This window comes from Streptomyces sp. PU-14G, from assembly GCF_041028275.1.
Taxonomy (GTDB): domain Bacteria; phylum Actinomycetota; class Actinomycetes; order Streptomycetales; family Streptomycetaceae; genus Streptomyces.
The window spans coordinates 1-6571 of sequence record NZ_JASKYT010000361.1 but is presented as its reverse complement, the minus strand read 5'-3'; the positions used below and the strand labels follow the sequence as shown (position 1 = coordinate 6571).

Sequence of the window (6571 nt, the reverse complement as noted above, 5' to 3'; positions counted from 1 at the left end):
CTCTCCGCCACCGCGAGCAGCCGCGGCTGCACGCGGTGGCGGAGAGCGCCGCCTACCGGGAAGACGCCGCGCGGGTCCGGAGGCTGATCGACGAGCGGGTCGTCATGGAGGCCGGGTTCGCACACCTGGCCAGCGAGCGCATCGACGCGGACACACTCGGCGTGCTGGACGCGGCGATCGCGGAGATGGACGCGGCAGCCACCTGGGCGGACTTCCACGCGTCGGACAAGCGCTTCCACTCAGTCATTGCCACCGCCGCGGGGCTGCCCAGCGCGCTGACGATGTACACACACGTCACCGGCGAGCTGTACCGCTATTTCCTGCCCTACACCATGAGTTACCTGCACACCAGCAATGAGCAGCACAAACAGATCAAGACCGCGCTGGAGAACAGGGACGCGGCGCTCGCCGCCCGCCTGCTCTCCGCACACGCCGCCGAGCTGCACCGCACGATGTACGTGGGCCTCACCGGAGCCGGCACGTCGAGCGGCACCCGCGCCCCAGCCCCCCAGCGGACCGAGGAGGAGTAGCGCGGACGCGCTCACGGCCACGTCACCCCGCGTCCGGCCGTGCGCGGACCCGGCCCCGGCTTCGACGCCGTAGCCGCCATCCGGCCGCGGGCCCGCGCACGTCGTCGAAGGCGACCCACAGGAACGTCACGCTCAGCGCCGCGCCGATCAGCCACAGCGCCGACCAGCCCACGACTCCCCACCCCGCGGTGCCACGGGCGGCGATCCGGCTCGCCGGTACCACGGTCCACAGGCCGAGCCACATCCAGGCGAACGCCCGAGACCCCAGCGGACCGAACAGCCCCCGAGGCCGACCACTTCCCAGCACCGCCCACAGCGCCAGGCCCGCCCCCATCCAGCTGTACCACCAGTTCAGCGCCAGGTCGTTGGTGGAGTCCGGGGTGAGCCGGTCGCGCGTGCCGCGTACCGTGATGCCCACCACCTGCCCGTGCCACACCTCCAGCTCCGCGCGCGAGCCCCGGCGCGCGGCACCGTGCAGCCCCGAGGACACCTCGTACTTCGCCGTCCGCCCCGAGTGCCGCTCGACGCGCAGGTAGTAGAAGGTCTGTGTGGTGGAGTCCTCCGCGTCACCCGTGGTGGTCGTCACCGTGTGCTTGTCCGCGACACGGCCGGTCTCCCGCCCCACGCACGTGTCTGCGCCCGACGGGCCGCCGCTCGGGCAGGGCCGGGCGTGCCGGAACTCGACGGTCGTGCGGTACGGCTCCGCCGCCTGGTGCAGGCCCGCCCACACGGCCGCCGAACCGAGCAGCAGCGCACAGCACCGTACGGCGACACGTCTCATCTCGTTCAGCCCCCTCCCGCACGGACTGAAAGCCTTTCGCTCCGGGGCTCGCCCGCGCGGTGCTCCCATCATGGCAGTCGGATCACCGGGGCGGCAGGTCTTGACAACGTCTTTGGTCTGGACCAACTTGGCCTTGGCTCGCTCCCCAACAGGCCCCACCCTGGAGGCAGTTGTGGCACGCTCTTCCTTTGGCCCCCGACCGGGCCGACGCAGACTCTTCCGGCTCCGCACAGCGGGCGCGGCGTTCCTCCTCGTGGGGACCGGCCTGCTCGCGGCACCGGCCGCGGCGGCCGGAACCGCTGCGACCTCCCCTCCACCCGCGGTCTCGTCCGCCGACCCGGCCCACGGGGCAGCACTGCCCGAGCACGCACTGGTCGGGTACCTGCACGCCGGCTTCGCCAACGGTTCCGGCTACACCCGCCTCGCGGACGTCCCCGACAGCTGGGACGTCATCGACCTCGCCTTCGGAGAGCCGACCACGGCCACGTCCGGCGACATCCGCTTCAGCCTCTGCCCGAGGACCGAGTGCCCGAACGTCGAGACGAAGGAGGAGTTCAAAGCCGCGATCAAGGCCAAGCAGGCGGAGGGCAAGAAGGTCCTGATCTCCATCGGAGGCCAGAACGGACAGGTCCGGCTCACCACGCCGCAGGCCCGCGACGCCTTCGTCTCGTCCGTCTCGGCGATCATCGACGAGTACGGTCTCGACGGCCTCGACATCGACTTCGAAGGCCACTCGCTGTCGCTCGACGCCGGCGACACGGACTTCGAGAACCCCACCACGCCCGTCATCGTGAACCTGATCTCCGCCGTCAAGACCCTCAAGGCGAAGTACGGTGCGGACTTCGCCCTCACCATGGCCCCCGAGACCTTCTTCGTGCAGCTCGGCTATCAGCGCTACGGCTCCGGGCAGTGGGGCGGCGACCCGCGCGCCGGCGCCTACCTGCCGGTCATCCACGCGCTGCGCGACGACCTGACGCTGCTCCACGTACAGAACTACAACTCGGGCCCGATCATGGGGCTGGACAACACCTACCACCAGATGGGCAGCGCCGACTTCCCCATCGCCATGACCGACATGCTGCTCTCCGGTTTCCCGGTCCAGGGCGACACCGACAAGGTCTTCCCCGGCCTGCCCCCGAGCAAGGTGGCGATCGGCCTGCCCGCCTCGACGCAGGCGGGCAACGGACACATCCCGCCAGGCGAGGTCGACAAGGTTCTCAACTGCCTGACCAAGGGGTCCGACTGCGGCTCATACCAACCACACGGCACCTGGCCCGCTCTGCGCGGCCTGATGACCTGGTCGATCAACTGGGACCGGTTCCACGGCTGGGAGTTCTCGCGGAACTTCGACCAGTACTACGGCTGAGGACGTCAGTCACCCCACCCGCACTCCGTACCGCACGGCGTCGGTGTCAGGACTCGTACGTCGCGAAGAGCTCCAGGTGCCCGCACTTGGGGCAACGGTAGGCGTCGATCTGACGGGACGGCCGGCCCATGCGCTTGGCACCGCCGAATATGCCTCGCTCCAAGTGCCCCGCGATCCAGCGGGCGTAACCGCGCGAGTTCTGACCGGAATCCTCGACGAAGCCCGCTTCGAGCCCGGCTGTGCCGCAGTGGGTGCACGTCATGTTCTGCATCCGGTGATCGTAGTGAGGAACCGGGTGATGCCGAAGCCCCTGGCGACACACGAACCGGTCCAAAGGCAGGGAGGACGGAGGAGGGCGATCCCGGCGAGGGGCGCGCGACCAGCATCGTCTCGCTGAACGAGACGCGCGCCTCCCTCTCTTGACTCACGCCCGCCCTCCCGCAAAGGTGCGCCTGTGAGCCAGCAAGCAGGACCAGCGAAAACGGGATGCCCCGAGCCGCAGGACGACGGAACGCCGGCAGACGGCACCCCCGGAGCGGCCCTGGGAAAGTCCAGTGCCCCGGCAACTTCCCCCAGCACCCCGGAGGCCGGCGCCGCCCAGTCGCACACCGGCGCGCCCGGTGATGGGAAGGACGGCGGCGGGAAGGACGGCGGCGGGGAGAGCATGCGCCGGGTGGCCGTCGCGAGCTTCATCGGCACCGCCATCGAGTTCTACGACTTCTATGCCTACGGCACCGCAGCCGCCCTCGTCCTCGACGACGCCTTCTTCCCCAACCTCAGCTCCCTCAACGCCACACTCGCGGCCTTCTCCACCTACGCGGTGGCCTTCGTGGCCCGGCCCCTCGGCTCGCTGATCTTCGGACACTTCGGGGACCGGGTCGGCCGCAAGTCCGTGCTGGTGGCCTCCCTCCTGCTGATGGGGCTCTCCACCGCGTTCGTCGGGCTGCTGCCCGGCTACGCCACCCTCGGTGTGTGGGCGCCGCTGCTGCTCGTCCTGCTCCGCTTCCTCCAGGGCATCGGCCTCGGCGGTGAATGGGGCGGTGCCGCGCTGCTCGCCGTGGAGCACGCGCCCGAGAAGCGCCGCGGTATGTTCGCGGCCTTCCCGCAGCTCGGCCCCTCCGTCGGGTTCCTCGCGGCGACCGGGATCTTCTGGGCGCTGTCCACCGGGCTCGACGACACGGCGTTCCGCTCCTGGGGCTGGCGGGTACCCTTCCTGCTGTCCTTCGCGCTGGTCGCAGTGGGACTGTTCGTACGGCTGCGGATCAGCGAGACGCCGGTCTTCCAACGCGTGATGGACGCGCAGGAGAAGAGCAAGGCCCCGGCGATGGAGGTCTTCCGCACCCACTGGCGTGAGATGCTGCTGGGCGCGGGCGGCATGATCGTCGCCTACGGGCTCTTCTACACCGCCACCACCTACTGCCTCAACTACGCCACCGACGGCCTCGGTGTACCGCGCAGCACCATGCTGGCCCTGTCGATGGTGGCCTGCCTCTTCCTCGCCGCCGGCACCTGGATCGCGGCCACCCGTTCCGATGCCCGCGGCCGCCGCCGGCTCGTCCTGACCGGCTGCGGACTCGCCGTCGTCTGGGGGCTGGTTCTCTTCCCGCTGCTGGACACCGAGCAACCGCTGCTGATCACCCTCGCGCTGGGCGGCACGCTGTTTTGCATGGGCGTCGTGTACGGGCCCATGGGCGCCTACCTGCCGGAGCTGTTCAGCGCCCGGGTGCGCTACTCGGGTGCCTCGTTCGCCTACAACCTCGGCGGAGTGCTGGGCGGCGCGGTGGCGCCGCTGGTGGCCACCGACCTGCAGTCCTCGTACGGTTCGAGCGCCGTGGGCTGGTACGTCTCCGCGATGGCCGTGGTCTCCCTGGTGTGTGTGCTGGCGCTTCCGGAGACCCGGTCCAGGGAACTGGGCTGAGGCGAACACCGGGCCCCCGCCGCAGCGCGGAGCGTAGGAGGCTGTGCGTCCGGCACCGAGTCGCTAGGCTCTGCGACCATGAACCAGCGGCAGCGGAAGAAGCTCTCCCGTCGTCTCTTCGACGCCATTCTGATGGGCGACACCGCCCACGTGAAGACGCTTCTCCGGGCAGGTGCCGATCCTCAGAGGGCGGACGCCGAGGGTGCCACTCCTTTGTACTCGGCAGCAGTGAGCGGCAAAGCGGATATCGTCCGCCTGCTTCTGCAGGCAGGGGCCTGCCCTGACGCCGAGAGCAGCGGGCTGGGCTCGGAGGGCACGCCGCTGTGCGCGGCAGCGTGCTGGGGACACACCGAGACGGTGCGCGCACTGTTGGCGCACGGTGCCGATCCGCGACTCCGAGAGGACAACGGCGCCGGCCGCTCCCCTCTGGAGTGGGCAGTAGATGCCGGTCCCCACACGGAGACCGCCGGCCTTCTCCTCGCAGCGGCCTCTTTTGCCGTCTCGGCAACCACGTTTGACGCGTCTCCGGCCGGTTGACGACGCTGGGCTCAGGTGCCCCGGCACCGCGCCCGCACAGTCGTCCCGAAGGAGCTCCGATGTCGACACCGCAGCCGCAAGCCCCCGCCGCGTTCTGGGAGGAGCGCTACCGCTCCAGCGAACGCCTCTGGAGCGGTGACCCGAACCCCCTGCTCGTACGCGAGGTCGACGCGCTGGAACCGGGCAGCGCCCTGGACCTGGGCTGTGGCGAGGGAAGCGATGTGCTGTGGCTGGCCTCGCGGGGTTGGCGGGCGACCGGTGTGGACATCTCCTCCACCGCCCTGGAGCGGGCGGCAGCCCATGCCGCGGAGGCCGGTCTCGCCGAGCGGACCGTGTTCGAGCAGCATGAGCTCGGAAAGACCTTTCCTCAGGGCAGCTTCGATCTTGTCAGTGCTCAGTTCCTTCAGTCACCCGTCGCGCTGGACCAGGACGGCGCGCTCAAACGGGCCACCGAAGCGGTGAAGCCAGGGGGCACTCTCCTCGTCGTCATGCACGCGGGATGGCCCTCCTGGATGGAGGAACACGAGTACCCGTTCGAGGCCGTCTTTCCGACGCTCCAGGGCCTGCTCGAGATGCTCGCTCTGCCGCCCACCTGGCGGGTGGAGACGCTGGAGACCGTGGAGCGGTCCTTGTCGTCGCCCGATGGCAGGTCCGGCACGCGGGCGGACCACGTGTGGCGACTGACCCGTACCGGCGGCTGACCCGTACCGTCTGAGTGCGCTCAGGGGTCAGGCCGGGCCGCGGCCGACGGGGGCGTCGTAGACCAGGGTGTACCGCCAGAACAGGCGGCGCCGGATCCGGGCGCCGGGCAGCTCCTGTGCGGCAGCGGCCCGGATGTCGCTCAGGGTCTCCTGCGGCTCTCGGGTGGGCGCCGTCATGTGTGGTGGCGGCGCCGCGGCCCGGGCAGGGTGCTTGACCAGTGCCATGACGGGGTTGGCGAGCGCGGCGGACAAGGAGGTGAGCAGGTCGACGGGCCCGGCCTCCCGGTAGCAGCCGACGACCACCAGGCGCCCGCCGGGGGAGAGGCAGTCGCGCAGCTCTCGCAGCGTCGGCGCCAGCGGGAGGTGGTGCAGGACAGCGACGAGCGTGACGGCGTCCCAGCGCCGCCGGGTGTCGCGCTCTTCGAAGGGGGCTTCGAGGATGCTGACCGAGGGGTCGCCGGTGAAGCGTTCGGCCGCGGCGCGGGCCGTCCCAGGGTCGGGCTCGAGGCCGGTCACGGTGGCGGCGCGTCGGCTCAGCAGCGCGGAGAGGTTTCCCGTGCCGCAGCCGACGTCGAGGACGTGCTCCGACCCGGAGGCGGCCACCTGGCGGGCGACCCAGGGGCCGTAGTGGTCGTTGTGGCTCCACGGGTGCCTTTGGTGAAACCGGTCGAGACGAGACGGCGACGCCATGGCACCACGGTAACCGGGCCCCGGCCCCGACCAGCCCCGGTCCCGGCG

At 70.7% G+C, this 6571-nt stretch carries 8 protein-coding genes; 5 read left to right on the top strand and 3 right to left on the bottom strand.

Features of this window, described 5'->3' with window-relative positions:
- Positions 1-530: FCD domain-containing protein (locus AB8Z75_RS28790; protein ID WP_369207040.1), on the top strand; the 530-nt coding region annotated here is incomplete at its 5' end.
- A 22-nt stretch (positions 531-552) separates the two neighbouring features.
- Here the strand turns inward: AB8Z75_RS28790 and AB8Z75_RS28785 are convergent.
- Positions 553-1311, bottom strand: a complete 759-nt coding sequence (locus AB8Z75_RS28785; protein ID WP_369207038.1) for a hypothetical protein — start codon at positions 1309-1311, stop codon at positions 553-555.
- 253 nt (positions 1312-1564) lie between these two features.
- On the opposite strand from AB8Z75_RS28785, the gene AB8Z75_RS28780 reads away from it, so the two are divergent.
- Positions 1565-2677 (top strand): chitinase, encoded by a 1113-nt coding sequence (locus AB8Z75_RS28780; protein WP_369207036.1) that lies wholly within the window; start codon positions 1565-1567, stop codon positions 2675-2677.
- A gap of 46 nt (positions 2678-2723) precedes the next feature.
- On the opposite strand, the gene AB8Z75_RS28775 is transcribed toward AB8Z75_RS28780, so the two are convergent.
- Positions 2724-2948: a hypothetical protein gene (locus tag AB8Z75_RS28775; RefSeq protein ID WP_369207034.1), complete on the bottom strand. Its 225-nt coding sequence runs from the start codon at positions 2946-2948 to the stop codon at positions 2724-2726.
- Positions 2949-3341: 393 nt separating this feature from the next.
- On the opposite strand from AB8Z75_RS28775, the gene AB8Z75_RS28770 reads away from it, so the two are divergent.
- From AB8Z75_RS28770 to AB8Z75_RS28760, 3 genes are all read left to right on the top strand, one after another.
- Positions 3342-4595, top strand: a complete 1254-nt coding sequence (locus tag AB8Z75_RS28770; protein ID WP_369207042.1) for an MFS transporter — start codon at positions 3342-3344, stop codon at positions 4593-4595.
- Between the two features lie 78 nt (positions 4596-4673).
- Positions 4674-5132 (top strand): ankyrin repeat domain-containing protein, encoded by a 459-nt coding sequence (locus AB8Z75_RS28765; RefSeq protein ID WP_369207032.1) that lies wholly within the window; start codon positions 4674-4676, stop codon positions 5130-5132.
- Positions 5133-5191: 59 nt separating this feature from the next.
- Positions 5192-5833, top strand: a complete 642-nt coding sequence (locus tag AB8Z75_RS28760) for a class I SAM-dependent methyltransferase (protein ID WP_369207030.1) — start codon at positions 5192-5194, stop codon at positions 5831-5833.
- 27 nt (positions 5834-5860) lie between these two features.
- Here the strand turns inward: AB8Z75_RS28760 and AB8Z75_RS28755 are convergent, their stop codons facing one another.
- Positions 5861-6523: a class I SAM-dependent methyltransferase gene (locus AB8Z75_RS28755; protein ID WP_369207028.1), complete on the bottom strand. Its 663-nt coding sequence runs from the start codon at positions 6521-6523 to the stop codon at positions 5861-5863.
- Positions 6524-6571: the final 48 nt, after the last annotated feature.

Coding starts and splice junctions, on each gene's coding strand:
- AB8Z75_RS28775 (WP_369207034.1), bottom strand. CDS start 2,948: ATGCAGAACATGACGTGCACCCACTGCGGCACAGCCGGGCTCGAAGCG.
- AB8Z75_RS28785 (WP_369207038.1), bottom strand. CDS start 1,311: ATGAGACGTGTCGCCGTACGGTGCTGTGCGCTGCTGCTCGGTTCGGCG.
- AB8Z75_RS28760 (WP_369207030.1), top strand. CDS start 5,192: ATGTCGACACCGCAGCCGCAAGCCCCCGCCGCGTTCTGGGAGGAGCGC.
- AB8Z75_RS28770 (WP_369207042.1), top strand. CDS start 3,342: ATGCGCCGGGTGGCCGTCGCGAGCTTCATCGGCACCGCCATCGAGTTC.
- AB8Z75_RS28765 (WP_369207032.1), top strand. CDS start 4,674: ATGAACCAGCGGCAGCGGAAGAAGCTCTCCCGTCGTCTCTTCGACGCC.
- AB8Z75_RS28755 (WP_369207028.1), bottom strand. CDS start 6,523: ATGGCGTCGCCGTCTCGTCTCGACCGGTTTCACCAAAGGCACCCGTGG.